General features: G+C 59.8%; 25 protein-coding genes. 18 read left to right on the forward strand and 7 right to left on the reverse strand.

Translation table 11 applies throughout. The annotated features are described in order from the left end of the window. Positions 1 to 2: 2 nt before the first annotated feature. The 3 genes from cysT to GA0061103_RS05815 are packed head-to-tail and all read left to right on the forward strand — an operon-like array spanning position 3 to position 2,780. Positions 3 to 860, forward strand: coding sequence for a sulfate ABC transporter permease subunit CysT (cysT, locus tag GA0061103_RS05805; RefSeq protein ID WP_092707915.1), 858 nt, complete (start codon positions 3 to 5; stop codon positions 858 to 860). Next, a complete protein-coding gene (gene cysW / locus GA0061103_RS05810; RefSeq protein WP_092707917.1) occupies positions 850 to 1,722 on the forward strand; it encodes a sulfate ABC transporter permease subunit CysW in 873 nt (290 codons plus the stop codon). Before cysT ends, cysW begins: the two co-directional genes overlap by 11 nt. Before the next feature lie 11 nt (positions 1,723 to 1,733). After that, positions 1,734 to 2,780, forward strand: a complete 1,047-nt coding sequence (locus GA0061103_RS05815) for a sulfate/molybdate ABC transporter ATP-binding protein (protein ID WP_092707920.1) — start codon at positions 1,734 to 1,736, stop codon at positions 2,778 to 2,780. Between the two features lie 3 nt (positions 2,781 to 2,783). On the opposite strand, the gene GA0061103_RS05820 is transcribed toward GA0061103_RS05815, so the two are convergent. The 3 genes from GA0061103_RS05820 to GA0061103_RS05830 all read right to left on the reverse strand — a co-directional run bounded on the left by GA0061103_RS05820 (position 2,784) and on the right by GA0061103_RS05830 (position 6,114). Beyond that, positions 2,784 to 3,581, reverse strand: a complete 798-nt coding sequence (locus tag GA0061103_RS05820; protein WP_092707923.1) for an NAD-dependent epimerase/dehydratase family protein — start codon at positions 3,579 to 3,581, stop codon at positions 2,784 to 2,786. 103 nt (positions 3,582 to 3,684) lie between these two features. Further along, entirely contained in the window at positions 3,685 to 4,527 is an 843-nt protein-coding gene (locus GA0061103_RS05825) for an endonuclease/exonuclease/phosphatase family protein (RefSeq protein WP_092707926.1), read from the reverse strand. 123 nt (positions 4,528 to 4,650) lie between these two features. Then, a complete protein-coding gene (locus tag GA0061103_RS05830) occupies positions 4,651 to 6,114 on the reverse strand; it encodes a phospholipase D-like domain-containing protein (protein WP_092707929.1) in 1,464 nt (487 codons plus the stop codon). Between the two features lie 334 nt (positions 6,115 to 6,448). Here GA0061103_RS05830 and GA0061103_RS05840 point away from each other — a divergent pair, with 334 nt between their 5' ends. From GA0061103_RS05840 to GA0061103_RS05860, 5 genes are all read left to right on the forward strand, one after another. Next, positions 6,449 to 6,718 (forward strand): DUF2934 domain-containing protein, encoded by a 270-nt coding sequence (locus GA0061103_RS05840; protein WP_092707935.1) that lies wholly within the window; start codon positions 6,449 to 6,451, stop codon positions 6,716 to 6,718. 275 nt (positions 6,719 to 6,993) lie between these two features. Beyond that, the gene (locus GA0061103_RS05845) at positions 6,994 to 7,203 is read left to right on the forward strand and encodes a hypothetical protein (RefSeq protein ID WP_092707938.1); all 210 of its coding nucleotides are present in this window, start codon (positions 6,994 to 6,996) and stop codon (positions 7,201 to 7,203) included. Positions 7,204 to 7,241: 38 nt separating this feature from the next. Then, complete coding sequence (locus tag GA0061103_RS05850) at positions 7,242 to 7,556, forward strand: plasmid stabilization protein (RefSeq protein WP_092707941.1); 315 nt, start codon at positions 7,242 to 7,244, stop codon at positions 7,554 to 7,556. A gap of 192 nt (positions 7,557 to 7,748) precedes the next feature. Further along, the gene (locus tag GA0061103_RS05855; RefSeq protein ID WP_092707944.1) at positions 7,749 to 8,486 is read left to right on the forward strand and encodes a glutathione S-transferase; all 738 of its coding nucleotides are present in this window, start codon (positions 7,749 to 7,751) and stop codon (positions 8,484 to 8,486) included. Between the two features lie 3 nt (positions 8,487 to 8,489). Further along, a complete protein-coding gene (locus GA0061103_RS05860) occupies positions 8,490 to 9,056 on the forward strand; it encodes a methyltransferase family protein (RefSeq protein ID WP_092707947.1) in 567 nt (188 codons plus the stop codon). 2 nt (positions 9,057 to 9,058) lie between these two features. Here GA0061103_RS05860 and ligD read toward each other — a convergent pair whose 3' ends face one another. The 3 genes from ligD to GA0061103_RS05875 all read right to left on the reverse strand — a co-directional run bounded on the left by ligD (position 9,059) and on the right by GA0061103_RS05875 (position 11,865). Beyond that, on the reverse strand, positions 9,059 to 9,952 hold the full coding sequence (gene ligD, locus GA0061103_RS05865; protein ID WP_425349470.1) for a non-homologous end-joining DNA ligase: 894 nt from the start codon (positions 9,950 to 9,952) through the stop codon (positions 9,059 to 9,061). An 83-nt stretch (positions 9,953 to 10,035) separates the two neighbouring features. Then, the gene (locus tag GA0061103_RS05870; RefSeq protein WP_092707950.1) at positions 10,036 to 10,830 is read right to left on the reverse strand and encodes an SDR family NAD(P)-dependent oxidoreductase; all 795 of its coding nucleotides are present in this window, start codon (positions 10,828 to 10,830) and stop codon (positions 10,036 to 10,038) included. Positions 10,831 to 10,998: 168 nt separating this feature from the next. Continuing rightward, on the reverse strand, positions 10,999 to 11,865 hold the full coding sequence (locus tag GA0061103_RS05875) for a glycosyltransferase family 25 protein (protein WP_092708711.1): 867 nt from the start codon (positions 11,863 to 11,865) through the stop codon (positions 10,999 to 11,001). A gap of 588 nt (positions 11,866 to 12,453) precedes the next feature. On the opposite strand from GA0061103_RS05875, the gene GA0061103_RS05880 reads away from it, so the two are divergent. From GA0061103_RS05880 to GA0061103_RS05915, 8 genes are all read left to right on the forward strand, one after another. Then, positions 12,454 to 12,849, forward strand: coding sequence for a RidA family protein (locus tag GA0061103_RS05880; protein ID WP_092708713.1), 396 nt, complete (start codon positions 12,454 to 12,456; stop codon positions 12,847 to 12,849). Between the two features lie 423 nt (positions 12,850 to 13,272). After that, complete coding sequence (locus tag GA0061103_RS05885) at positions 13,273 to 14,964, forward strand: ABC transporter substrate-binding protein (RefSeq protein WP_092707953.1); 1,692 nt, start codon at positions 13,273 to 13,275, stop codon at positions 14,962 to 14,964. 22 nt (positions 14,965 to 14,986) lie between these two features. Then, entirely contained in the window at positions 14,987 to 15,970 is a 984-nt protein-coding gene (locus GA0061103_RS05890; RefSeq protein ID WP_092707956.1) for an ABC transporter permease, read from the forward strand. Continuing rightward, positions 15,967 to 16,869 carry an ABC transporter permease gene (locus GA0061103_RS05895; RefSeq protein WP_092707958.1) on the forward strand — a complete coding sequence of 301 codons (903 nt, stop codon included), beginning with the start codon at positions 15,967 to 15,969 and terminating at the stop codon, positions 16,867 to 16,869. The genes GA0061103_RS05890 and GA0061103_RS05895 overlap by 4 nt, the downstream gene beginning before the upstream one ends. Next, positions 16,866 to 17,681 (forward strand): ABC transporter ATP-binding protein, encoded by an 816-nt coding sequence (locus GA0061103_RS05900; protein WP_092707961.1) that lies wholly within the window; start codon positions 16,866 to 16,868, stop codon positions 17,679 to 17,681. The genes GA0061103_RS05895 and GA0061103_RS05900 overlap by 4 nt, the downstream gene beginning before the upstream one ends. Then, a complete protein-coding gene (locus GA0061103_RS05905; protein ID WP_092707964.1) occupies positions 17,678 to 18,604 on the forward strand; it encodes an ABC transporter ATP-binding protein in 927 nt (308 codons plus the stop codon). The genes GA0061103_RS05900 and GA0061103_RS05905 overlap by 4 nt, the downstream gene beginning before the upstream one ends. A gap of 12 nt (positions 18,605 to 18,616) precedes the next feature. Next, entirely contained in the window at positions 18,617 to 19,087 is a 471-nt protein-coding gene (locus GA0061103_RS05910) for a GNAT family N-acetyltransferase (RefSeq protein WP_092707966.1), read from the forward strand. A 22-nt stretch (positions 19,088 to 19,109) separates the two neighbouring features. Next, positions 19,110 to 21,137, forward strand: a complete 2,028-nt coding sequence (locus tag GA0061103_RS05915) for a beta-N-acetylhexosaminidase (protein ID WP_208603482.1) — start codon at positions 19,110 to 19,112, stop codon at positions 21,135 to 21,137. Positions 21,138 to 21,226: 89 nt separating this feature from the next. On the opposite strand, the gene GA0061103_RS05920 is transcribed toward GA0061103_RS05915, so the two are convergent. Further along, entirely contained in the window at positions 21,227 to 22,450 is a 1,224-nt protein-coding gene (locus tag GA0061103_RS05920; RefSeq protein ID WP_092707969.1) for an ROK family transcriptional regulator, read from the reverse strand. Positions 22,451 to 22,728: 278 nt separating this feature from the next. On the opposite strand from GA0061103_RS05920, the gene GA0061103_RS05925 reads away from it, so the two are divergent. Next, the gene (locus GA0061103_RS05925; RefSeq protein WP_092707972.1) at positions 22,729 to 22,977 is read left to right on the forward strand and encodes a hypothetical protein; all 249 of its coding nucleotides are present in this window, start codon (positions 22,729 to 22,731) and stop codon (positions 22,975 to 22,977) included. A 538-nt stretch (positions 22,978 to 23,515) separates the two neighbouring features. Continuing rightward, positions 23,516 to 24,271 carry a gluconate 2-dehydrogenase subunit 3 family protein gene (locus tag GA0061103_RS05930; protein ID WP_245304668.1) on the forward strand — a complete coding sequence of 252 codons (756 nt, stop codon included), beginning with the start codon at positions 23,516 to 23,518 and terminating at the stop codon, positions 24,269 to 24,271. The last annotated feature ends 7 nt before the right edge of the window (positions 24,272 to 24,278 follow it).

Consider the following 24,278-nt stretch of genomic DNA (forward strand, 5'->3'; position numbering starts at 1 on the left):
GAATGCATTCTATAACCCGCAAACGGTGGCGGTTACGGCAGCCGAGCGTCATTCCGGGATTCGGATTGGCGCTCGGCGTTACCTTGGCTTGGCTCATCTTCATTGTTCTCATCCCGCTTTCGGGGCTTCTCTGGAAAAGCAGCGCGCTTGGCTGGGAGAAATTCTGGGCTCTGGCGCTTGATGTGCGCACGCTCTACGCGCTGCGCATGAGCTTCGGCGGCGCCTTCATCGCCGCTCTCGTCAATGCCGTGCTCGGGCTTATCCTGGCCTGGGTCCTGGTGCGCTATCGCTTTCCGGGCAAGCGCATTCTCGATGCGATGGTCGACCTGCCGTTCGCGCTGCCGACGGCGGTTGCCGGCATCGCGTTGACGACGCTCTACGCGCCGAATGGCTGGATCGGTCAGTTCCTGACGCCGCTCGGCATCAAGATCGCGTTTACGCCCGTCGGCATCGTCATTGCGTTGATCTTCGTCGGCCTGCCTTTCGTGGTGCGCACCGCGCAGCCGGTCATGGAGGAGATCGACCGCGAAGTCGAAGAGGCGGCGGCAACGCTTGGGGCATCGCGTTTCCAGACGATAACCCGCGTGCTGCTGCCAGGGCTGGCGCCTGCGGCGTTGACGGGGTTCGCACTGGCATTCGCACGCGCTGCCGGCGAATACGGATCGGTCATCTTCATTGCGGGCAACAAGCCCTATGTCTCGGAAATCGCGCCGCTGCTGATCGTCATTCGCCTCGAAGAATACAATTATGCCGCGGCAACGGCGATCGCGACGGTGATGCTGTTCATTTCCTTCACCATGCTTTTGATCATCAATCTCATCCAGTCGTGGAGCAGAAGGAGATATGGCTATGGCGCATGATCTTTCTGCATCAGCTGAAACCGGCCATTCCGTCATCACCGAAAGCCGGCTTGCGCGCATCGTCTTCATACTGATCTCGCTCACATTCCTGACGCTGATGGTGCTTCTGCCTCTCGCAGCCGTTTTCGTCGAGGCGTTCCGCAAGGGGATCGAGACTTTCTTCGATGCGCTGGTCGACGAGGAAACCTTTGCGGCCATCCGGCTGACATTGATCGTTGCCGGCATCAGCGTGCCGCTGAACCTCGTCTGCGGCGTCGCCGCGGCGTGGGCGATCGCGAAGTTCGAATTCAAAGGCAAGGCCTTCCTGACGACGTTGATCGATCTGCCGTTCTCGGTTTCCCCGGTCATATCCGGTCTGGTCTTCGTGCTGCTGTTCAGCTCCAACAGCGTGCTCGGACCCTGGTTGCAGAGTCACGGGCTTCAGATCCTGTTTGCGGTTCCGGGACTGGTTCTGGCGACGATGTTCGTCACCTTTCCCTTCGTCGCGCGCGAATTGATCCCGCTGATGCAGGAACAGGGCAGTGCGGACGAAGAAGCTGCGCTCTCGCTGGGAGCGAATGGCTGGCAGACCTTCTGGTATGTTACGCTGCCGAATATCAAATGGGGCCTGCTTTACGGCGTACTGCTCTGCAATGCCCGCGCCATGGGCGAATTCGGCGCCGTTTCGGTGGTTTCTGGGCACATTCGCGGCGAAACAAACACCATGCCGCTGCAAGTCGAGATTCTCTATAACGAATATAATTTCTCCGGGGCCTTTGCCGTTGCCACGCTGCTGGCTCTGCTTGCCCTGATCACACTGATACTGAAGACGTTGCTGGAAATGCGCTATAGCGAAGAGATCGCAGCCAGCCGGCGTCACTGAAGGAATTCTTGATGGAAGTTCGCGTTCAAAATCTGCGCAAGGAATTCGGTCGCTTTCCCGCTCTGCACGATGTTTCTCTGGACATTCGCTCGAGCGAGTTGATTGCGCTTCTCGGCCCATCCGGCTCTGGCAAGACGACGCTGCTGCGCCTGATTGCCGGGTTGGAAACTCCGACCGAAGGCAAGATCTTCTTCGGTGAGGATGATGCCTCGTCGAAGACCGTGCAGCAGCGCAATATCGGCTTCGTGTTTCAGCATTATGCGCTGTTCCGGCATATGACGGTGCTCGACAACATCTCCTTTGGCCTGAAAGTTCGCTCGGCATCGCGTCGTCCGCCACGCGATGAAATTCGCCGGCGTGCCGTGGAGCTACTGGAGCTTGTGCAACTGAACGGCCTGGAGAAGCGCTATCCGACGCAGCTTTCGGGCGGCCAGCGGCAGCGCGTGGCGCTGGCACGCGCCATGGCAGTGGAGCCGAATGTTCTGCTTCTCGACGAGCCCTTCGGCGCTCTTGATGCGCAGGTGCGCAAGGACTTGCGCAAATGGTTGCGGGAGATTCATGATCGCACCGGCCATACCACCGTTTTCGTCACCCACGACCAGGAAGAGGCGCTGGAGCTTGCCGACCGCGTCGTCGTGCTCAACAAGGGTGCAATCGAGCAGGTGGGCACGCCGGACGAGATCTACGACACGCCGAATTCGCCCTTCGTCTATGGATTCATCGGCCAGTCCAATCGCGTCAAGGTGCGCATCGCCAGCGGCGAAATCTGGTTCGATGACAAGCCGCTGGGGCTCAGCACGCCGCACGAGCTGGATGGCGAAGCCTATCTCTATTTTCGGCCGCATGATATCGAGCTGTGCGATGGCGATGCCGGCGCGATTGCCGGCCTGCTCGTCGCGAGCCGCCGCGTCGCGGGCACCCGCCATCTCGAGATCAATATCGGCGCCGGGCATGAAGGCATCGAGATCGAGCTGCCGCCTAACAAGGCCGATGCGCTGGATCGCAATCGCATCGCCTTCAGGCCGACGCGCTGGAAGCTGTTCCGCGACGGTGTTTGACGATCAATCCTCGGGATGGCCGGACGAGGCGAAGCCGCCCCCTTGGAAGATGACGGCCGGATCGCTGGGATCTTCCGACGGCGTTCTCGACAGGATTTCCGCCCGCCATGGAGCAGCACTGTCGCGCGGCTTCCAGCCGAGGAAAGCGGCATTGCTGTTGTCCCACCACTGCTCGTCATTGTCGGAGGCACCGTAGACGATCGTGTGCCCGAGCCTGGGTGCGTCGAAAGCGCAGCCGCAGAGGGAGAGGAAATCCCGGACGCTGAACCAGGTGGCGAGCATGCGTGTATTGCGCGGCTCGGGGAAGCACGAGCCGATGCGTACCGAAAGCGTTTCCTGGCCGAACTTGTCGAAGTAGAGGCTGGCGACGGCCTCGCCGAACACTTTCGAGACACCATAGAGCGAATCCGGCCGTGTCGGCACCTTGTTGTCGATCCGCTCGTCGCGGCGATAGAAGCCGATCGTGTGATTGGAGCTTGCAAAGACGATGCGCGGCTTGCCGGCGGCGCGCGCTGCCTCATAGAGATTATAGAGGCCGAGGATATTGCCCTGCATGATCTGATCGAAGGGCTTTTCCACCGATATGCCGCCGAGATGGATGATGCCGTCCACACCCTTCACCATCGCGTCGACGCCGCTGCGGTCGGCGAGATCGCAGGCAACGAAACGCTCATTCGGGCGCAGGTCGCTTATCGGCGCGAGGTCGGACAAAAGGACATTCTCGGCGATCTGCGACAGAAGCGGCCGGATTGCCTGGCCAACACCGCCGGCGGCGCCGGTCAGCAACAGAGTTTTCAGCATGATTGTCTCCCGGATCGGTCATTTCGGCGGGCAGCCTATAAGATGGCCCTTCGCCCGTCATCACATATATCGGTGGGATCAACATGAAGCATGTCGATCATGTCTAGGCAGTCTGTGAATGCAGGCGGGCGTCGATGTCGAGCGCTTCCAGACTGACCACGGCCTTGATGGGCAGGTGATCCGATGCCACGCGCGCCAGCGGCGAGTCATGCACTTCGACTGCGGAGATCATGCCGCGGCGGTTTGCCATGATGCGATCGAGAGCCAGAAGCGGAAGTGACGAGGGAAAGCTCGGTACGGCGGGCGGTAGCGGCCCGAACGCGTTCTGGATGGTATTGAGGGACGAGCGGTCGCCAAGGCGCCATTCGTTGAGATCGCCCAGCAGGATGGTCGGCGTCTCGCTGCCGTCGTTCATGAGGTCGACGATCAGACGCGTCTGCTGCGCACGCGAGCGATGCAGCAGGCCGAGATGCGCCGCGATGATCCTGAGGCTCCCGCCACGAGCCAATTCCAGTTCGGCGATCAAGGCGCCGCGCGGCTCGAGCCCCGGCAGATTGATCTGGTGGACATCACGAACCGTGCCCTGTTTGAAAAGAACCACATTGCCGTGCCAGCCATGCGCCTTGGTTACGCCGGCGATCGGCACGGGGATGAGGCCTGTCTCGCGTTCGAGCCGGCGCAGATCGAGGATGCCCGTGCGTTCTCCAAAACGCGTATCGGCTTCCTGCAGACCGATGACATCGGCATCGATTTCATGGATGACGCGGCTAGTTCGTTCCGGATCGAAGCGGCGGTCGGCGCCAACGCATTTGTGGACATTGTAGGAGGCGATCAACGTGCCTTCGGGGCGGTCCGGCTTGCTGCCGGCCGGTTTGGGGCGCGATTTCTTTCGGTTCTTCAGGCTTTCCAGAATGCTCGCACGGAGACTTTCTTTCTTCTTTCGCATCTATCCGTCGACCGTTCCTTGATCAGATCATGTCGGGCACGTGGGAGAGAGTATAAGAAGCGATCGTTGGCCTTGTCATGTAAAAAGGCTGCGACAAGGGCAGATAGTCTCTCGGTGCGGTCGTCAGAGATAGGGTGAGCCAAGCCAGAGCACCTTTTCGATAAGCCGTACGACAAACGGCCGCGCCCTCAGCTTTTCGAGGTCTACCGGATGTGCCGTTTCCAGGATCGTGCCGATATGGTCGTCGATCGTGCTGGCAAAGCCACGATCGAGTACCTCGAGATCCACCTCGAAATTAAGCCGCAGGGACCGTGGATCGAGATTGGAAGAGCCGACATAGGCCCAGATACCGTCGATGGACAAAAGCTTGGAATGGTTGAAGGCGCCTTCGGCGCGCCAGATGCGGCAATAGTTCTTCAGCATCTGGTCGAATTGCGCCGTCATGGCGCGGTCGACAAGTACGAGATTGTTGGCCGTCGGCACGACGATATCGACCTCGACGCCGCGCCGGGCCGCCGTTACCAGCGCGCTGATCAACTCGCGATCCGGCAGGAAATAGGGCGACATGATGCGGATGGACTTATGCGCCACCGACAGCGCTCCTATCAGCATCTTGTGATTGGTCTCAACGCTGCGATCCGGGCCAGAGGCAACGACCCGCATGAAAACGGGCGCTCCAGGCTCGTTGGAGGGCGCGGCAATCCGCCATTCCTCGCCGTTCAGGACCTCGCCCGTGGTGAAGCGCCAATCCTCGGCCGCCGTATTGAAGAGATCGGCGACTGCAGGACCTGTCACGCAGAAATGCATGTCGCGAGCGCTGTGCTCGTGGGCAAATTCGCGGGTGAAGCCCTGGCGGATATTCATGCCACCAGTAAAGGCAATTCGCCCGTCGATGCTGAGGATCTTTCGGTGGGTACGCAGATTGGCATAGGGCAATCGGAGGCCGATGATGACGTTGCCATTGAAGACGTCGACCTGTACGCCGCCTTCACGCAGATAGCCCATGATGCTCGGCACGGAATAGCGGGCGCCGACGGCGTCGATGAGTACGCGGACGCTGACACCGCGTTTGGTCGCGGCAATCAGGGAATCGGCGATGCGGAGGCCGATCGGGTCGCGATCGAAGATATAGGTTTCCATCAGGATGCCGCGCTCGGCGCCGTTGATTGCAGCTTTCATCGCGGCATAGGCAACGTCGCCATTCGTCAGCATCTCGATCGTATTGCCGGTACTCATCGTGTAGCGGACGACGCGGTCGCCGAGCGTCTTCATCGAGCCGAAGCGATCGCCGAACCGCCGCCGCACCTCGCCGTCATCGGCGTCGAAGCTGGAGAGCTCGCCATTCGCATCCTTGCGAAAGAGCGCGTCGCGCTGCGAGCTGAGGGAGGCCCGGCGGATGCGATTGATGCCGGCGACAGCATAGAGCATGGCACCGATGATGGGCGACAGGATGATGACGCCGACCCAGCCGATCGCGGCGCGGACATCCTCTTTGGTCATGGCTGCATGGATTGCAGCGGCCGCCCCCATCACGATGGACAGGACGGCGAGAATTTGGCCCCAATGGGCAGCCACGAGGTCGATCATGATGCAAGTATATCCTTGCCCGCAAAAGCTGCAATGAGTGGGTCGGCGATCGTCAAGATGTCATCAATAGCGGTGCGAAACCTCATCTTATTAGATAATTTTAATTGAACCCCGTTCTGACCAGCATCATACTTAGGGTGCTTCGGCTGCTTCGCTACCGTCCCCCACGGTAACTTCTGTTTCTTGTTTGAAGCGCCACTGCGGTTCGAGAGTCGAGACCGAAGAACGCTAGCCATAGCGTCTTGGCTGCTCGGGGGAGGCGTCAAAGCCCGCGTTTCAAGAACGGGCGTCGTTCATCAAAACCTTGTTCAATGATGCGAACGGAGAACAGCAGATGTTGGAATCTCGGGACGAATGGATCAAGAAGCGCGCATACGCCATATGGGAAGAAGAAGGCCATCCTTCCGGACGCGACGTCGAGCACTGGGCGCGGGCGAACAGCGAGCGCATTGTGCTTGAGGAAACCGCAGCAAACGGCGGTACGATCGAGGTCAAGCCCAAGGCGAAACGCAAGACGGCAGTCGCCGCGGCGGCTATCGCCGAGGAAAAGTTGGCCAAGCCAGCAAAGAAGGTATCGAAGAAGACTGCAGCCGCAAAGGCATAGAATGTGTCAGCTATAGGGGTGTGGCGGAGATGGGAGCGGCTCGATGGCAACATCGGGCCGTCTCTCTTTTTCGAGATGGCAGCTGGCGGAATATTCGCAATAATTTCGGTGATTTGGCTCTCATCCGCGAAATAGTTGTCACACATCGATGCTACGGATTGCGAAGGGAGCTCAGCAATGTGTCGTAGCTATGTCGATGATCCGGAAATGACTGTTACGGCGATCGTTGCAGCGCACGGGCCTTTGTGTCTTGCCGCCGGCTTGGAGGTGGTACGATGACATCTCTCCTCGTGCTTGCTGCGCTCTATCTTCTGGCGGCTTTGGTCCTCATTCTGATCATCGATCGTTCGGTCGGCGTCTTTTTCCCCGCTTCCGCCAAGCAACGTGTCGCTGTACGGCATGATCGGCGCTTCTGGATACTGCCGAGCAATCTGCTATCCGGCAATCGCCATTCTTCCGGCCAAATCTCGGAACCTTTTCCCTGACGACGGGTTGGTCTTTCTTCCCAGCAAGGAGAAAGATCATGCCCCGAGGAGACAAATCCGCCTATACCGACAAGCAGAAGCGTAAGGCCGAACATATCGAGGAAGGCTATGAAGACCGCGGCGTTTCGCGGGAAGAGGCGGAGCGGCGTGCCTGGGCGACTGTGAACAAGGAAAGCGGCGGTGGCAAGAAGTCCGGCTCCGGTCGCGGCCATTCCGAAAATCACGAATCGTCCGAAAAGGGCGGCAGGATCGGCGGACGCGCCGCTGCAAGCCGACCCGCCGCGGCGCGCTCCGCCTCTGCAAAGAAGGCGGCTGCGACACGTAAACGCCACGAGCACAATACGCATTCCTAGTCATTAGTGAGAACCGGATGCGATCGTTGAGATCCATCGGGCGGTCGCTATGAAGTTCATAGGGCTTCCGGTACATATCCCTCCGCCTGTAATCGTCGATTGCCTCTTATCTTTCACGATGTCGACGCTAAATTGCAGTCCTGCGGTGATCATTGCAGCTGATTGCTCTCAATTCCGGGGAGGGAAAACCGAATGGCCTATGAACTCTATTATTGGGATGGCATTCAGGGGCGCGGCGAATTCGTCCGGCTGGCGCTGGAGGAAGCCGGCGCAGGCTATGTCGATGTTTGTCGTGGCCCGGCAAGCAAGGGGCAGGGGATGCCCGCCATGTTCGCCATCATGGATGGTAAGTCCGAGTTCGACCTCCCATTTGCCCCGCCGTTTCTGAAGGACGGTGATCTGATTATCCCGCATGTGGCGAATATCCTGATGTATCTCGGGCCGAAGCTCGGTCTGGCGCCGAGGGACGAAGGAAAGCGCCATGTGTTGAACGGCCTGCAATTGACGATCACCGATCTCGTCGCCGAGGTACACGATACGCACCACCCGATCGCGACATCGAAATATTACGAGGATCAGAAGCAAGAGGCCAAGGCGCGCGCTGCAGAATTCATCGAGAACCGCATTCCCAAGTTCTTCGGCTATTTCGAGAAAGTGCTTCAGCAGAACCCCGATGGGCCGAGCCATATCTTCGGCGGTGAATTGACCTATGTCGATCTCTCGCTGTTTCAGGTCTATGAGGGGCTGTGCTATGCCTTCCCCCGCGCGACGGTACATCTGGATCGCCGATATCCGCATCTGACTGCGCTGCATGGAGCTGTCATGAAACGGCCCAACATTGCTCGCTATCTTCAGTCCGATCGCCGCATTCCCTTCAATGAGAACGGCATTTTCCGGCGCTATCCGGAACTGGACAGAGATATGGCGTGAGTGATGCTCATCTATCTATTCATTCCCGCATGCTGGATCGTCTGGTTGCTGATCTGGCTTTTCGCTTCATTCAGCGTCAAGAGGAGCGTGCGACGGGAGGACCCGCTGTCGCGGCTCGGCAATACCGTGCCGATCTGGATCGGCGCTTTCCTTCTTGCGGTCAATCCATCCTGGCTGGGTCCCTTGCGGTTTCGCCTCATCCCACAGGATCTCACATCCTACACGATTGGCGCGGCTCTGACCTTCATCGGTCTCGGTTTCGCTGTCTGGGCTCGCTATCACATCGGGCGCAACTGGAGTGGCGTGATCACTCTCAAGGAGGATCACGCGCTCATTCGCTCCGGTCCCTATGCGCTTGTGCGGCACCCGATCTATTCCGGTCTGATGCTAGCCATTATCGGCTCGGCAATTGCGCGTGGTGACATCGCGGCCGTCCTTGCGATCATCGCGGTGCTCTATGCCGTATTGCGCCGCGTGCAAATCGAGGAAAGCTGGATGAATGAGACGTTCGGCTCGGCCTATGCCGACTATAAGGCCAGCACGCCGGCGCTGATCCCGTTTCTGGCGTAGCGTCAAACCTTGAGCGGCGATGCCGCCTTGAAAAAATCGGCCCAGGGATCCGTGCTCGATTGGCCGAGACACGATGCTGCATTCCTGACGGTAAAGGATGACGGCCCGATCCTGTCGTCCAGCTCCTCCCAATTGACCGGCATCGAAATGGCGGCGCCCTTTCTTGCGCGTGTCGAATAGGGGGCCACGGCAGTATTGCCGCGACCGTTGCGCAGATAATCGATGAAGATATGGCCCGCCCGCTTCGCTTTGCTGGCGACAGACAAATATGTTTCCGGGCTATCGGCACTCATTGCATGGGCGATTGCTTCGGCAGCATCCTTGACCTGCGGCCAGGTCGCCTGCGGCTTGACGGATGCGACCACATGCAAGCCCTTGCCGCCGGAAGTCTTGACGAAGGAGTTGAGCCCCAGGGTCGAAAAGCGCTCCCTGATCTCTTTCGCCGCGGTCACGACCTTGCTCCAGACGACATCCTCGCCGGGGTCGAGGTCCATGACGATCATGTCGGGCTTTTCCCAATGATCCGTCGTCGTGCCCCAGGGGTGAATTTCCAGCGCGGCAGATTGGACAAGGGCTGCCAGACCATCGAAATCCCCAATCTTCAGGAGCTTTGCAGCGTCTTTGTCTTCTGGGTCGGCAATCTCCTCTATATGCGGGTTGATGCCTTTCCAGGCATGTTTCTGGAAGAAGCGCGGTCCATCGATACCATCCGGACACCGCAGGAGGGCGAGGGGACGGTTGACGACGAAAGGCGTCATTCGCCGCCAGGCCAGGGCGTAGTAATCAAGAAGGTCCTGCTTGCTGATCTCATCGCCGGGCCAGTAGATTCGTTCCGGATGGGTCAATTCGACTGACGTCGTGATGCCGTCGGGAATGGGCGTCCTTGCCATCTGCATGCGCTCCATCTTCTGCGACGCGAAGGCGTCGTGCCGGGCAAGACTAGCATTGCCCGGCACACAAAGCGACCGATGGCCGTGTCTTACGGCATGAGCTGACCGCCATTGACCTCGATGATCTGGCCGGTGATGTAGCCGGACAGCGTCGGAGAGGCGAGGAAGAGGTAGGCGCCGACACAATCTTCCGACGTGCCGACAAAGCCCATGGGGATCGTTTTGCGCTGCAGCTCCATCTGCTCGTCGTTGGTGTAGCGCTCGTGGAATGGCGTCGCGATAACACCGGGTGCTACCGCGTTGACGCGGATCTTGTCGTTGACGAATTCCTTGGCGTGGCCATGGGTAATGGTCGAGACGAAGCCTTTGGAAGCCGCATAGAGGATCGCACCGTTGCCGCCGCCATTGCGCGCGGCGATCGAGGTCGTGTTGATGACGAAGCCGCCCTGCTTCTTGAGATGAGGATGAGCGGCACGGGTCGCCGCAAGCACGGAGCGGGCGTTGAGGTTCATCACCCGCTCGTAATGCGCATCCGTCATATCGGCGGTAGGAAGCCGTCCCAGCATGCCGCCGGCATTGTTGACCAGGCCGTCCAGGCCGCCCAAAGCTTCGGCTGCGTCCTTGACCACACGTTCGGTCTCGCCATCTCGGGAGACGTCGCCCTGGATGAGATGCACTGTTCCTCCGCCAGCCTTGATTTCCTCGGCCAGCTTTTCCGCCGGCTCGCGGCTCGCATTGAAGTGCAGGCCGATCTTCATGCCCTGTGCGGCAAAGGCGCGTGCCACGGCAGCGCCGATGCCGGTTGAAGCGCCCGTTATCAATACTCTTTTGCCGGCAAGATCGGGAATGCGAATGGACGCAAGCGATTGCGCGAGTTCTGCCATGACGACTCCTCCTGAACGTCAATCAATCATATGACGAAATATGCTCCGTCATATCAGGCTCGGGGGGCGAAAGGCAATCATGCCGGGGTCGACAAAAGGACGCGATGTCTGCCGGCAGACTGGCTGAGATGATGGCGCGAGGCTGGATTCAGCAATGATAGGCGCGCTTTAATGCGGATCGCGGAGACGTGTCGTGTTGAGCAAATTGATGGCTCCTGCATTGATTGTGCGGTGTTCGCTTCTCATGGCGCTGACGCGGTCTCGCAAGAGGAGGCCCGTCAATCGGGATAGCCGAAAGAACAGCCGGCTAGTTTCGACGAAGACCCGAAAGGGCATCACGGTCAGATAATGCGCGCGGGATCGATGGTAGCGCCTCAGCGGCAGTATGCCCTGGATTTGCGACGGCAGATCGAGTTGCTGATTGATGGGAACGGGGGTCACGAAAGCTGACGTAAGACCCTGGAAGAATTCGAGATCGAAGGCGAGATCGAACGGCAGTCGCATCGGCAGGAGCTTTTCGACGAACCATCGGGCGGCCCGCCGGTTGATGAGGTAGGCGCCCGATCCCTTTTCCCGGGTCAAGGCGATCGCCAGGCTGCGGCTCTCGGTGAGCTTGCAGACGCCGAACTTCCTGCCGCTGCTCACGGTCGACAGGCGCAGAATATCCCACTGTGCTCTCCGCCTCAGTGCTGCCTCGATAATATCGACGATATCAGATGGGAATTCGAGATCGTCCTCAAGGACCAGAGCGAACTCGCCTTGCGAGGCAAGCAACCGCCGAGCACATTCCACATGGCTCAGATAGCAGCCGACCTCTCCGGGGTTGCGCCGGCGACCGTGCATGAAGCGAAACGAGAACTCGCTGAACTCCGGCGTCGGAAAATCGATCGAGCTCCCATCGACCGCGGCCACGCGTTCGAACCGAAGGCCGACTTGCTCCAGCTTTGCACGCATAGCGGTCAAACGATCATCCGCGCGGTCCAGGTTGATCAAAAATACTCTCAGCGAATCCGCGGTCAGTCTTGCATCATTCATGCCTTCATCCACTTCAAGATCGAAGCAGCAGCGCCACTTTCCGGAAGCGAACATGACCAATACAGCTGACAGCAGCCTTACACGGCAGATAGCGGAAGGGCGCCCGGGAATTGCCGGGCGGGAATTATAGCTCTTGCTGGCGAATGCTTGAGAAGCCGACCCCTTCATGTCCGAGATATTGCGAAGCAGAAATATCGAGATGCGGTTTCAACCGCAGCGATGACGACGGCAGCCTTGTATCACTGGCTTCCACTATCGGATGAGAGGGAAAGCTGAGCTGAAAGCCGTTGCTTAGCTGCCGGCATAAGCGAGACCTTCCAGTCGCCGCATCTCAATGGTCGGTTTAAGCTTGTTGGAAGATTCTGCCATAACACCTTGAATCAGCGTCACTTCCCGGGAAGCTAAACCTCTTGTTTCGGGTGAGCCGTATCTGCCGTGTACGAAACTACGCGAGGAATGACACGAAACGATCTAGCGTGGCAGCGTTGCGGCAGATAAGGAGGACGCAAGGAAAGCCGGCGTTTGTGCCCCTTCACGATGGGGCGATGGCGACGCGGCTTTCGACAACAGAGAGAGACCGAACATATCATGAGCAAGAACAAGCTGATCCGTTTCGATGTCGCCGACAGCCAGGCCGGCGGCCAGCGTCGCCCCTTCGCAAAGGCCGTCAGGGCAGGTGACTTCGTCTATGTCTCGGGCCAGGTTCCGACGATCAACGGTGAAATCATCACGGGCAACATCGTCACGCAGACCGAGCAGGTCATCGCCAATATCAAGGATGTTCTTGCTCTTGCCGATTGCACGCTCGAGCACGTGGTAAAGGTCAACGTGTGGCTGGATGATGCTCGCGATTTCTCGAGCTTCAACGCCGTCTTCGAGAAGCATTTCATCGATCATCCGCCCGCACGCTCGACCGTGCAATCGCCGATGATGGTCGACGTGAAGGTCGAAATGGACGTCATCGCCTACAAGCCGCTGGACTGAGCGAGCACAGTTTACGGTTTTGATTGCGGTGCGGCCCTTGCTGCATCGCAATCCCGATTCCCATCATTCTGCTCGATCCGTCGCGCGGCAGATGGGATGATTTCTCTCCCGAGCATCTGAGTTACAAATCCCGATGCCGCCGGCATGTCTGTTTCGGCATCGCCGGATCCTATCCCATTTTCTCGACTTTTCGCTACGCCGCAGATCCGCGTGACCGCGGCTCGCTTTCTGCTGCCACTAGGCCATAGCCTCGATATCTCCACGCAATTACCGGTGGCGAGAGGTCGCTTCTCGCACGTCTCAGACATTCCCGTGAAGCTCCAAATCAATGCCTGTTGATTTCCAATCAGCGATTGACGAGTCTCAAAACTCACGATTAAATCAATTTGATTGACTACTCCAAAACAGCAAGAGGGGCTGAAAATGGGAATGAGGAAAAAGTCATTGCGCAATCTATTTCAACGGACATCATTGGCAGCAGTGGCGTTTGGCGCTTCGCTGGCATTCGGCGCTGGCATCGTGTCTGCGGCTGAATCCGTGTTGACGATGCACATCGAAGAGCAGACCAGCTGGGTCAGCAACTTCAATCCCTTCGATCTGGCCGGTCGCCGCCAGAGCACGATGGATTTCATCTACGAGCCACTGGTCATCTTCAACGCCAATGACGGCGGCAAGCCGGTCTGGCGGCTGGCGACCAGCTACAAATTCTCCGATGATCTGCTGTCGATCACCTATGAGCTGCGCCCCGGCGTGAAATGGTCGGATGGCCAGCCGCTGACCTCGGCCGACGTGAAGTACACGATCGACCTGATGCTGAAGAACTCGGCCGTCGATACCGTCGGCGTTGGCCAGACCGTCGCCTCCGTCGAAGCACCGTCGCCGACAGAGGTGACGATCAAGCTCAAGGCCGTGAATTCGGAATTCCCGGAATCGCTTGCCGATCTCGCGGTCGTGCCCGAGCATATCTGGAAGGGCGTTGCCGATCCCGTCGCCTTCAAGAATGAAAAGCCCGTCGGCTCCGGCCCGATGACCGAAGTTCGCCGCTTCACGCCGCAGGTCTACGAACAGTGCCGCAACCCGAACTACTGGGATGCTGCGTCGCTTCATGTGGATTGCCTGCGTCTGCCGCAGATTTCGGGTAACGACCAGATGCTGGCGCTGCTTCCGGAAGGCACTGTCGACTGGATCGGCTCATTCCTGCCGCAGATCGACAAGACTTTCGTCGCGCTCGACCCGCAGCACAATGGCTACTGGCAGCCGCCGGCGGAAACCGTCGCCTTCCAGATGAACTTCAAGTCGAGCAATGCCGGCAATCTCGAGGCCTTCAAGGATATCAATTTCCGCCACGCCTTCAGCCTGGCGATGGACCGCAAGTCGATGGTCGATATTGCCGGCTTCGGCTATCCGGTCGTCAACCTGCATGCGAGTGGCCTGCCACCGCGCTTCGAAAGCTGGCGCAACAAGGCTGCTGAAGGCGACAAGGACGCCTTCATGGGCTTCGACACCGACAAGGCGAACAAGATCCTCGACGATGCCGGCTACAAGAAGGGCGCCGATGGCTTCCGCACCACGCCGAGTGGCAAGCCGATCACCTTCCCGATCATCGTGCCGAACGGCTGGACCGACTGGATCGATGCCGTGCAGATCGCCGTCGAAGGCTTGCGTGCGGCAGGCATCAATGCCTCCGTCGCCACGCCCGAATACGAGCAGTGGCGCAAGCAGCTTCTTGATGGCAGCTTCGATGTCGTCATGAACTCGCGCGCCGATAGCGCCACCCCGTTCCAGGGCTATTACCAGAGCCTGTCGACGGCCTATGCCGGCAAGCTCACGGTCTCCGCGCCGCGCTATTCCAACCCGAAGCTCGATGCACTCTTCGATCAATATCTGAAGTCGTCTTCCGATGGTGATCATAAGAAGATCTTCAACGACATTCAGGTTCTGATCGCCGATGATTTCCCGGTCGTTCCCGTCTTCAACGGCCCGACCTGGTATCAGTATTCCAGCAAGCGTTTCACCGGTTGGGTCACCGACAAGGAGCCGGTGATGAACCCGGAAAATCACGACAACAACCGCATGCGTCTCATGCATCTGCTGCGTCTCAAGCCGGTCCAATAAGACCACAGCGAAGGAAGCAGACATGCGTGTTTCAAGCCGGCGCCTCGGCGTCTATGCGGTGGCCTTGGCCTTCGCGATCGTCGTGAACTTCATTCTTCCCCGGCTTATGCCGGGGAGTCCCGTCGACGCCATGGTTGCCCAGCTCGGGCCGCGGGCCACACCCGCGGCCGTGGAGGCGATCAAGGCCCGTTTCGGCGAGATCGATCAGCCGATCATGATGCAGTTCCTCGACTATCTCAAAGGCCTTGCCACCTTCGACCTTGGCGTTTCGGTCAAATATTACCCGCAGACGGTGGTCCAGGTGCTGAGCCGGGCCACTCTGTGGACCATCTTCCTGGTAGTAACGGCGATCATCTTTTCGCTGTGCGTTGGCGTCATTCTCGGCGCTGTGGCCGCCTGGAGGCGCGGCGGGCGGTTCGATACGGTCGTATCGCCCTTCGCCGTGATCCTGTTCTCGATACCGCCCGTCATTGTTGCGCTCACGACGCTGTTCGTCTTTGCCGTGTCGCTGCGCTGGTTCCCGGTGGGATATGCCTATGATCCCAATCTCGATCCGGGTTTCAATTTCACCTTCTTCGGCAGCGTTTTCGTGCATGCCATCCTGCCGGTGCTGACGCTGTCGCCATTCCTGATCGGCGAGTTCCAGACCACCATGCGCTCGGCGATGATCGTCGTGCTTGGCGAGGATTACGTGACGATGGGGCGGGCCAAGGGCCTCAGCAATCTCGCCGTCATGTTCGGCTATGGTGCGCGCAATGCGCTGCTGCCTGTCCTCACCAATCTTGCGCTGATACTCGGCGCCGTCTTCGGCGGTTCGATCGTCACCGAGATCGTCTTCAACTATCCCGGTCTCGGCCTGACATTGTTTACCGCTAGCGTGGCGCGAGACTATCCCGTCATTCAGGGGCAATTGCTGCTGATGACGCTCGCGACCCTCGGCGCCAATTTCCTGGTCGACATCCTCTACGGTCTTGTCGATCCGCGTTTGCGGGAGGGCAGCCGATGAGCTTTTCCTTCCGAGCCATCTTCAGCCAGAAGAAGGCGCTTGTCGGCTTCGTCATCGTCGCCGCACTATGCCTGATGGCGATTTTTGCGCCGATCATCGCACCCGGCGAGCCGGGCGCTCGCGTCGGCCGCTCGCATCAGCCGCCATCCGTCGAGCACGTCTTCGGCACCACCAAGATGGGCCGCGACGTCTACAAGCAATTCGTCTGGGGGGCCAGAAGTTCGCTATCCGTCGGCTTCGCTACCGGTATCGCCATTACGATAATCGGCACGGCCATCGGCCTCATCGCCGGCTATACCGGCGGCAAGACCGACGCCGCACTCGACCTCGCCACCAATGCCGTGCTGGTCATCCCGAACATGCCGCTCCTCATCCTGCTTGCCTCCTTCGCGGGCACGGTCGGCCCGATGACGATCATGATCATCATCGCCATGACGTCCTGGCCATGGGGTGCGCGCATGACCCGCTCGCAGACGATGGCATTGCGCAATCGCGATTTCGTCATCGCCGCCAAGATGATCGGCGAGCCGGCCTGGCGCATCATCTTCGTCGAGATCCTGCCCAATCTGACGCCGCTCATCGGCATCAACCTGGTCGGCAGCATCATCTATGCAATCGTCGCGCAGACGACGCTCGAATATCTCGGCTTCGGCGATCCGCTGAAGGTCACTTGGGGCACTATGCTCTACAACGCCCAGAATGCCTCGGCCATCATGGTCGGCGCCTGGTGGGATATCGGCGTGCCGGCCATCGGCATCGCGCTCACGGGTCTCGGTCTCGCGCTGATCAACTTCACCTTCGATGAAATCGCCAATCCGCAATTGCGTTCCGGCCCGGCCCTGACCCGCTGGTTCCGCCTGACGCGTGCCCGCAATCGCATGATGAGGAGCGAGCAATGAGCGACAACCTGCTTGAAATCGAGCACCTCAACATCGACTATCTGCTCGACAAGGGCGATTTCCGAGCGGTGAAGGATGTATCCTTCAACATCGGCCGCGGCGAGATCTTCGGCCTTGCCGGCGAATCCGGCTGCGGCAAGAGCACGATCGCCTATGCGATCACAAGGCTATCGAAGGCGCCGGCCTGGATCAGCGGCGGCAGCATCCGCCTTGATGGTCAGGATCTGCTGAAAATGCCGGAAGGCGAGCTGCAGAGGATTCGCTGGAAGCGTATCGGCATGGTGTTTCAGAGCGCCATGAATTCGCTCAATCCGCTGATGCGGGTGGAGGCGCAGTTCCATGACGTCCTGCATCGCCATACCGGTTGCTCACGGCAGAAATCGCGTGCGCGTGCCGAAGAGATGTTCAAGCTGGTCGGTATTCCCCCGCATCGCGTCAGCGATTACCCGCACCAGTTTTCCGGCGGCATGCGCCAGCGCATCGTCATCGCCATCTGCCTGGCGCTGCGTCCCGAACTCATCATCATGGACGAACCGACGACGGCTCTCGATGTTGTCGTGCAGAGGGAAATTCTGGAGCAGGTTCTCGACCTGCAGCAGACCTATGGCTTCTCGGTGCTGTTCATCACCCACGACCTGCACCTGATGGCGCAGCTTTGTCACCGTATCGGCGTCATGCTGAAGGGCGAGCTGGTCGAGGTCGGCGATGTCGCGCAGGTCAGCCAGGCGCCCGTTCACGACTACACGCGCAAGCTCTGGAACGCCATTCCGCAGCTTCCAGTCAGCGCTCACTCTTCCGGAGTTTTCGCATGAAACCGCAGATACAGGCCGTAACTGCAGAACCCGTCATCCGGCTCGATGATATCCAGCGCCATTTCGGCTCCGTCCATGCCTTGAAGAGCGTCTCCTTCTCGCTGTTTGCCGGAAAGGCGCTGGCACTGGTCGGCGAATCCGGCTGCGGCAAGACGACATGCGCCCGCATCATCGCCCGGCTCGACAAACCGACCGCCGGAAGGCTGCTCTTCCGTGGCCAGGACCGCACCGCACGGGGTTCCGGCAAGGACGAGCGGATGTACCGCAAGGACGTCCAGATGGTCTTTCAGGACCCATTCTCCTCGCTCAATCCGGCCTTCACCATCAATCATCACATTGCAAGACCGTTGCAGCTGCATGGCGGGGACAAGCCGAAGGCCGAGCGGGACCAGGATATAGCGAAGCTGCTGGAAAGCGTCGGGCTCGATCCCTCGATCACGCGCCAGAAGTTTCCGCACGAACTGTCCGGCGGTCAACGCCAGCGCGTCAACATCGCCCGTGCGCTCGCGGTCGCGCCGAGCGTGCTTGTCGCGGACGAGCCGACGTCGATGCTCGACGTCTCGATCCGTAAGGACATCCTCGACCTGCTGGCGCGGGTAAAGCGGGAGAACGATCTCGCCATGCTCTACATCACCCACGATATCGCAACGGCGGCCCATGTCGCCGAAGAAGTCGTGGTGATGTTTGCCGGCCAGATGGTGGAATGGGGCGAAAGCAATGCCGTCCTCGCCAATCCCAGGCACCCTTATACGCAGCTTCTGCTTTCGGCTGTGCCGGATGGCGGCCGCAGGTTCGTGACCGGTGGCAGCGCCCGCTTTCTCGAGCAGGCGGAAAAGATCCGCGCGCTCAGCCGGCCGATCTCGACTGCCGTCGAACAGATCGGCCCCAATCATTTCATACGTGCGCTCGTCGCATCGAACTAAAAGGATCTCATTGTGGATTATCTGGTCAATCTATCGACCTTACCGGTCGACACGCAGTCGCCCGAGCGCATGGCGAAGGCTGATGTCACCATCCGGCGCGCTCTGCCGCCGGAACTGCGTGTTATCACCGGCTGGGTCGGCAAGCATTTCAGCGAGGGCTGGGCGAGCGAGACGACGGTCGCGATGACCCGCCAGCCGCCGACATGCTTCATCGCCACACGCAATCGCGAGCTTGTCGGCTTTGCCTGCCATGAGGCGACGGCGCGCGGCTTCTTCGGCCCGACCGGCGTCGACGAAAGCGTTCGCGGCCTCGGCATCGGCCGCGCGCTGCTCTTTGCCTGCCTCAATGACGCAAAGGCCATAGGCTATGGCTACACCGTCATCGGCGATGTCGGCCCTTCGGAATTCTATGAGAAGACGGTCGGGGCGATCCAGATCCCCAATTCCGCACCCGGTATCTATGCCGGCATGCTCAAGCTTTGAACGATATCTTCAGGAAGAAAGAATGCTCATGTCCACACCGCGATCCCTGGCTCTGCGGCTTGAAACCACCTGGAACCCACCCGTCGGCGACAAGGATTTTTCCTATGTGCTGCGGCTGAAGAACCTGTCGACGGAGCCGCTTTCGGGCTTTACGCTCTGCGTTAGCGGCCCCGGCCGTGTCGATCCCGCCGGCATTGTCGAAGGGGCTACCGTTACCAAGCGGCTTTCCAACTTCACGGAATTTCAACCGCCGGAAGGTTTCGTGCTCGCCGGTGGCGAGACGTGGACCATCACCGTTCGTGCGCTGAGCTGGCAGTTCCGCCACTGGAACGATGGCGCCAACAGCGCCTATCTCGCATTTGCCGATGGCACCACGGTTTCACTCGGCACGGAGCCGACGCGCACGTCGTCAAGCAATGCGCCGCTGAAGCGCGGCGCGGAGGTGTACCCGGTGCCGTCCAATCCGCCGGTACCGTTGTCGATCATTCCCTGGCCGAACCACGTCGCTGTCTCCGCCCGGCGCCCGCTCCCCGCAGGCTTTGTCTTGAAAGTTGCGGGGCCGGAGGCACAGGCTGCCGCTCAGAGCTTCACGGCCCTTGTCGAGCATCTCTTTTCAGCCGAAGGGCTGATCCGTTCCGAGGCGGAAGGTGCCGTGCCGGTGGAGTTGCTCCATGTCGAGGGCTTGGGTGCCGAGGCCTATAGGATTGCCTTTTCGCCCGAAACCATAGCGGTCGAAGCGAGCGCGCAGACCGGCTTCGTCTATGGCCTCGTCACCATCGGCCAGATCTGGCGCGGTGCGCGTCTGCATCCGCAGGCATTCCATTTCCCCGCGGCCGGCGAGATCGTCGACGAGCCTGCCATGGGCTGGCGCGGCCTGCACCTCGATGTCGCACGGCAATTCTACGGTTCGGCTGAAATCAAGAAGCTGATGGCGGTGCTGGCTTGGAACAAGCTAAACCGCTTCCATTGGCATCTGTCGGATGACGAAGCCTGGCGTGTCGAGATCGATGCCTATCCAGCTTTGACCGAGATTGGCGCATGGCGCGGCCATGGCTTGCCGGTGCCGCCGCTTCTCGGCTCCAGCCCAACCCGCACCGGCGGCTATTATACCAAGGCCGTCGTGCGCGATATCGTCTCCTATGCCAAGGGTCTCGGCATCGAGGTTCTGCCGGAGATCGACATACCCGGTCATTGCTACGCCATGCTGCAGGCAATCCCCGAGCTTCGCGATCCGAATGAGGCGGGCAGCTATTATTCGGTTCAAGGTTTCCCGGATAACTGTATCAACCCGGCGCGTGAAAAGACCTATGAGGTCATCGAGACGATCCTCTCGGAGCTGATCGAGCTTTTCCCGTTCAAAACGATCCATATCGGCGCCGACGAGGTGCCACTCGGTGCCTGGTCTGGTTCGCCGGAGGCACTGGCACGGCTGCGAGAACTCGCTGGTGATGACGTTGCTGATGCCCATGCCAAGCGCCTGAACGTTATTACCAATACGCATGGAGCTGACGATATTCACGGCTCGGGCGCGGCCTTCCTGCAGGCGGAATTCCTGGAGCGCGTCCAGACATTTCTTGCCTCGAAGGGCTGTGTGACGGGCGGCTGGGAAGAGGCTGCCCATGGTGACCGGATCAACAAGGACAAGAGCTATCTCTGCAGCTGGCGCAATGTCGAAGTGGCGGCGGAACTTGCCGGTCGCGGATATGAGATCGTCGTCTGCCCGGGCCAGGTCTATTATCTCGACATGGCGATGCGCCCGGATTGGGACGAGCCTGGCGCAAGCTGGGCAGGCCATTCCGATCCGGAGAAGCTCTACAACTTCGATCCCATCGGTGGCTGGACGGATGTCCAGAAAGAAAAGCTTCGCGGTATTCAGGCCTGCATCTGGTCGGAGTCGATGACCGACCGCGCCATCTTCGACCGTCTGGTCTTCCCGCGTCTTTCGGCACTGGCGGAAACCGGCTGGACGAAGCCCTCCGCAAAGTCCTGGGAGCGGTTCAAGGCGCTTGTCGGCACGATGCCGCTGCTATACGGCCTGCATCAATTCTGACAGCTTGATGCATGGCCCTCAGGCGCGACCCTTGTGGTCGCGCCTGAGTGAAGCAAGTGGAACCGCACGGCAGACCGTTCCTCGGTCTTTCAAGACTGAGTAACGGCGCGATGCGTCAATGGCTTCTGCAGGACATCGAACTGCGGATTGGTTTCTGAAAAGATGGGTAGAGCGGCCGCACCTAAAATAGCGGTGTCCTTGCCGCTGGCGCCGATCATCAGACGCGGAATGGTGCGCTCTTCCGTTGGGTTGACTGGGATGTGGAGCGGTTCGACGCTTTCGGCCAGCCCTGTCATCAGGGACGTGGGCGCGCTGCCTCCAAGCACGATCGTCTGCGGATCGAAGGCAAGCTCGAGAAAGTCGATCGTCTGGCGCAGCGGCTGTACCGCTTGTTCCAGCCACGTCGTCAGGCCATGGCCGTTTGCCGCGATCAGCGCATCCAGATCGTCGGGGTCGAGCTCCTGCGCATTCTCGATGCCCAGGCACTCGTAGGCGACGGATGGCGAGACATAGCGATCGAGGCAGCCGCGCTTGCCGCAGGTGCAAAGCCTACCATGCGGTTCGACGATGATATGGCCGATTTCGCCGGCATTGGCGCGGCTGCCCTTGTAGAGATGGCCGTCCAGAAACATCCCGGCGCCAATGCCGCCGTCACCGGCAAGAAAGAGATAGACGAAGCTGCCAAGGCCGCGGGCAACGCCATAGAGCCGCTCGCCGATCGCTGCTGCCGTGGCGTCGTTTTCGACAAGTACGGGCAGGCCGATCAGGCGTTCGAGTTCGCTGGCAACGGGGAAATCCTGCCAGCCCGGCAGGTTGAGCGGGCTGAGCGAGGTTACGCCGCCATCGGCGTAGCGTCCGGGCAAGGCGATACCGACGCCGAGCAGCCGGTCGCGATCAAAGGAGAAGGCTTCCTGCAGATCCCTGACGATCTCGGCAAGGACCGGCATTGCCTCGGTCGGTCCCGGCCTGTCGACATGGCATTCGACGCGGGCGCAGACCGTGCCGGACAGATCGGTGAGTACGCCGGCCGCACGCTGACGCCCGAGTTCCAAACCGATGGAGTAGGCGCCAGCCGGATTGATCATATAGGGCGTAATCGGCTGACCGCGGGCGATCTTCTGCGCCTCCGTCGCGATCAGGAGATGTGAACGCGCGAGTTCCTCCACGATATTCGAAACCGTCTGCGTGGTCAGCGCCGTCACGCGGGCAATGGCGGCCCGCGACATCGGGCCATTGGTGCGAATGGCTTCGATCACGACGCGCCGGTTGTGAGATTTGGCCTGTTCGAGATTCGTGCCTGAAATAGTCTTCATGAGAGGATAGTGGAGCACTCAGTTCGTGTTGCTGCTTGTCGCGCTTCGCCAGTGCGTGAGGTGAGGGTGGCCGCATGACATTGCTTGCCCCTTTGTGCGCAGTTTCTATTCTTTTGTCGATCGATTCAAGACGGGGCGGGCCAGGTCCGCGCCGTTTGAGGGATAATACAGAACGCTTTTTCTTTTGCGTGGATGATTGGCGCATATCTTTACTCCGGCGGGCATTCCGTTAGACTCCGCTAACCCGGTCTTTTGCCGGGATAGCGCGGAGGAATTCGATGATCAGACTGCTCGGAATAGCCATTGTCTCGACCTGCATCGCCGGCGGTGCGATGGCAGCGGATGCGACATGTAAAGCACAGGCCGCCGACAAGAAGCTGGCAGGCGCCGCTTTGACGAGTTTTACCAAGAAATGCGAGAAGGATGCCGCAAGCGCCTGCGATACTCAGGCCGCATCGAAGAAGCTTGCCGGTGCCGCCAAGACGAGCTTCGTCAAGAAGTGCACCTCCGACGCGGTCGGCGGCTGATCGCCCGATTTCAGGATTTCTCAAAGCAGTCCGGCCGTCGCTGGCGGCCGGATCGAACAGGTTGGTCATCACTGCGATGACCTGGCATGCAACTGTATTGCGATGCTGTGAAGTCCGCCTTCCCGTCATTTGCATGACCCGATCGGCCCGGCTGATTTTTCCTGATCGTCATTTCAAACTTACGCTGCGCTGAGCCGACAGCGCCGTTGGTCGCAACCAACGGATAAGTAAAGCCCGGTTAACCATCGTTGATCTTTCCAGCGTCGGCAAGGCGGCGCTGGGGATGTCGACGTCAACCTGTTTTCCTTGAAAAATCAATGGGTAATCTCAAGTTTTGAGGGTCGTTTTGTCGAATTTTGATTCATATTATGTATGGGATTCGTCACGTAGGGATGTATACTGAGGGTGGAATCGGCGCTCTGCCGATGCCGTGCATTCCTGCCGGACGCCCCGCGCTGGATGACTGCGATGGCGGCCGGTGACGTTTGCGATGTTCGATCGAAGATAGCTTGCATCATCTTGCCAATCGGGGCCCCCAGTGTCTGAACTCTGTCCAAAGCGCCTGTCGCGGCGCCATTTCCTTTCGTCTGTTGCCTTGACCGTCCTTGCCGGAAGCGCCGGCCCGGTATTGGCGCGATCATATCAGGGCGGCAATCTTCCCTGGACCTCCTATGCAGCCGATCCGCCAAGGCAGGTGATGCCGGGTGGCTGGAAATTCTTTAGCGAACAGGAGGGGCGCACCATCGAGGCAATCGCGGATCGCATGATCCCTGCCGACAATCTCAGCATCGGCGGCAAGGAAGCGGGCTGCGCCGTTTATCTCGATCGTCAGTTGGCGGGGGCTTATGGCAATTCCAGCCGGCTCTATACGCAGGGGCCGTTCCTGCCCGGCTTGCCAACGCAAGGCTATCAAGGTGCGGATAACCCGGCGCAGATCTATCGAAAGGGTCTGGCGGCGGTCGATGCCTATTTGAAGCAGAACAAGGGCGGCAAGGCCTTCGCCGACCTCCCCCCGGAAGAGCAGGACGGTTTCCTGACGGAACTGGAGGCAGGCAAGGTCAAGCTCGACGGCAATGTCGACGGCAAGGCCCTGTTCAATGTTATCCTCGGCAATGTCATGGAGGGATTTTTCGCCGATCCGGTCTATGGCGGCAACAAGGATATGGCCTCGTGGAAGATGCTGGGCTTTCCCGGCGCTCGATACGATTATCGCGACCATGTCAGCAAGTTCAACGAGCCCTATCCGCATCCGCCGATTTCCATTGCAAGCCAGCCGTTCTGGGCGGAAAAATAGGAGGCCA

The organism is Martinezella multihospitum (assembly GCF_900094585.1).
GTDB lineage: Bacteria > Pseudomonadota > Alphaproteobacteria > Rhizobiales > Rhizobiaceae > Rhizobium > Rhizobium multihospitium.

Excerpts from the sequence above, each read along its gene's own strand:
- GA0061103_RS05855 (WP_092707944.1), top strand. The coding sequence starts at position 7,749 with ATGGCCTATGAACTCTATTATTGGGATGGCATTCAGGGGCGCGGCGAA.
- cysT (WP_092707915.1), top strand. The coding sequence starts at position 3 with ATGCATTCTATAACCCGCAAACGGTGGCGGTTACGGCAGCCGAGCGTC.
- GA0061103_RS05870 (WP_092707950.1), bottom strand. The coding sequence starts at position 10,830 with ATGGCAGAACTCGCGCAATCGCTTGCGTCCATTCGCATTCCCGATCTT.
- GA0061103_RS05925 (WP_092707972.1), top strand. The coding sequence starts at position 22,729 with ATGATCAGACTGCTCGGAATAGCCATTGTCTCGACCTGCATCGCCGGC.
- GA0061103_RS05860 (WP_092707947.1), top strand. The coding sequence starts at position 8,490 with ATGCTCATCTATCTATTCATTCCCGCATGCTGGATCGTCTGGTTGCTG.
- GA0061103_RS05820 (WP_092707923.1), bottom strand. The coding sequence starts at position 3,581 with ATGCTGAAAACTCTGTTGCTGACCGGCGCCGCCGGCGGTGTTGGCCAG.
- GA0061103_RS05875 (WP_092708711.1), bottom strand. The coding sequence starts at position 11,865 with ATGAATGATGCAAGACTGACCGCGGATTCGCTGAGAGTATTTTTGATC.
- GA0061103_RS05815 (WP_092707920.1), top strand. The coding sequence starts at position 1,734 with ATGGAAGTTCGCGTTCAAAATCTGCGCAAGGAATTCGGTCGCTTTCCC.
- GA0061103_RS05850 (WP_092707941.1), top strand. The coding sequence starts at position 7,242 with ATGCCCCGAGGAGACAAATCCGCCTATACCGACAAGCAGAAGCGTAAG.
- GA0061103_RS05885 (WP_092707953.1), top strand. The coding sequence starts at position 13,273 with ATGGGAATGAGGAAAAAGTCATTGCGCAATCTATTTCAACGGACATCA.
- GA0061103_RS05905 (WP_092707964.1), top strand. The coding sequence starts at position 17,678 with ATGAAACCGCAGATACAGGCCGTAACTGCAGAACCCGTCATCCGGCTC.
- cysW (WP_092707917.1), top strand. The coding sequence starts at position 850 with ATGGCGCATGATCTTTCTGCATCAGCTGAAACCGGCCATTCCGTCATC.
- GA0061103_RS05920 (WP_092707969.1), bottom strand. The coding sequence starts at position 22,450 with ATGAAGACTATTTCAGGCACGAATCTCGAACAGGCCAAATCTCACAAC.
- ligD (WP_425349470.1), bottom strand. The coding sequence starts at position 9,952 with ATGCAGATGGCAAGGACGCCCATTCCCGACGGCATCACGACGTCAGTC.
- GA0061103_RS05825 (WP_092707926.1), bottom strand. The coding sequence starts at position 4,527 with ATGCGAAAGAAGAAAGAAAGTCTCCGTGCGAGCATTCTGGAAAGCCTG.
- GA0061103_RS05845 (WP_092707938.1), top strand. The coding sequence starts at position 6,994 with ATGACATCTCTCCTCGTGCTTGCTGCGCTCTATCTTCTGGCGGCTTTG.
- GA0061103_RS05915 (WP_208603482.1), top strand. The coding sequence starts at position 19,110 with ATGCTCATGTCCACACCGCGATCCCTGGCTCTGCGGCTTGAAACCACC.
- GA0061103_RS05830 (WP_092707929.1), bottom strand. The coding sequence starts at position 6,114 with ATGATCGACCTCGTGGCTGCCCATTGGGGCCAAATTCTCGCCGTCCTG.
- GA0061103_RS05895 (WP_092707958.1), top strand. The coding sequence starts at position 15,967 with ATGAGCTTTTCCTTCCGAGCCATCTTCAGCCAGAAGAAGGCGCTTGTC.
- GA0061103_RS05840 (WP_092707935.1), top strand. The coding sequence starts at position 6,449 with ATGTTGGAATCTCGGGACGAATGGATCAAGAAGCGCGCATACGCCATA.
- GA0061103_RS05890 (WP_092707956.1), top strand. The coding sequence starts at position 14,987 with ATGCGTGTTTCAAGCCGGCGCCTCGGCGTCTATGCGGTGGCCTTGGCC.
- GA0061103_RS05900 (WP_092707961.1), top strand. The coding sequence starts at position 16,866 with ATGAGCGACAACCTGCTTGAAATCGAGCACCTCAACATCGACTATCTG.
- GA0061103_RS05880 (WP_092708713.1), top strand. The coding sequence starts at position 12,454 with ATGAGCAAGAACAAGCTGATCCGTTTCGATGTCGCCGACAGCCAGGCC.